Source organism: Ferrovum myxofaciens (assembly GCF_000735045.1).
Taxonomy (GTDB): Bacteria; Pseudomonadota; Gammaproteobacteria; order Burkholderiales; family Ferrovaceae; genus Ferrovum; species Ferrovum myxofaciens.
Window position 1 is genome coordinate 1 of sequence record NZ_JPOQ01000324.1, and the last position, 1,310, is coordinate 1,310.

Consider the following 1,310-nt stretch of genomic DNA (forward strand, 5'->3'; position numbering starts at 1 on the left):
GACAAAAACCGGCCGACAAAAACACAGCCGAATGGAAATTCGTTGAGGTTTTGAAAGACTGGCCGGTCAAATTCATGTCGATTCGGTCTTGGGTGAAAGCTTTTCTATAACGAACACGGATTCAGGAACTTTACTAAACGCAGCTTTCCCGGTGGTCTTACTCAACTGGATCAACGTCAGTACTCGGTCTCCTTCGTTGATCAAATAGCCAATTAGATGAAAGAGCTTCGGATCGTTATACCACTCGTCCAAGGTCATGAAGTATTGCTTTACATCATTCCATAGATGCTCGGGCAAGGCAGCCTCATCTGTGATCATCTGGTTAAAATGGTAAAAGGATCCATAAATGAAGCTTGATGGGCGAGTATCTGGCGACTTTGCTTCAGTAAGTAGATCAAAAATTAGCTCGATACGATTTATTTTGCCTCCATCCTCAGTGAGAAAATACCAGAAATCGTCATTTTGAAGCGCCTGCTCCATCCGGTCCCACTCTTGAGCAATCTTCAGTTGTTCCAGATTAGCTGTAACTTGCGGGAAATTTCTTGAGCGCAAAAACAGAGCGCGAACGAGTTCAGCATTTGTTAACGGAATTTTCCCTACGTTCAATCGCGTAAACGCATCAACTGCTTGCTCGGTGTCCGGCAATTGATACCAAATTACCATTACGCGATTGAGCAATGCTCCTTCGAAATCGCTTACCAAGTTATCTTTATCTTTGAACCACGCCTCGATCGTCCCCGCCGCGCGATATAAGAAGTGGAAATCAATATTTTCTTCAGACCGAGCCTCTGTCAACTCATCAAGATATTCCTTGGCGCCTGTCCTGGTCTTGAAATCAATTTGGTAGAGCTTTCTCCGAAAACGCTCGGCTAACCGCTGATTGAAAAATCGGAGTATAAGAAATAGAGTGGTCAGGCGCTGCTGCCCATCCACTACCTCCCATAAACCATTGTTGGCCGCTTGCACCACAATTGGTTGCAGGCAGTAAAAACCATCGCGACTTCGACCGTCTTTGCTCTGCTGAAATGCAAGTACATCTTCAAGCAAATCTGAGACCTGCTGCTCGCTCCAACGGTAACCACGCTGATAGGACGGAATGTAGAAGCTTTCCCCTAGCAGGTCGTTAATAGGCTTGAGACAAATTGACGCGTCACTCATGGATTTGCCCTTATAGATTTGAATTATTCCTGAATCCGTGTTCGAAGCCCTTAAAAACATATACAACCGTTTGAATTAATGAGATAATTAGTCATATTCTTTCTTCACCCAAACGAACATGGCACACTTTGAAGTCCGGCAATCCGAGAAAC

Annotated in this window: 1 protein-coding gene; it reads right to left on the bottom strand. The window is 44.7% G+C overall.

All coding sequences use genetic code 11. The features are described from left to right. Positions 1-72 precede the first annotated feature (72 nt). Positions 73-1,158, bottom strand: a complete 1,086-nt coding sequence (locus IV91_RS0113835) for a DUF262 domain-containing protein (protein WP_051862752.1) — start codon at positions 1,156-1,158, stop codon at positions 73-75. Between the last annotated feature and the right edge of the window lie 152 nt (positions 1,159-1,310).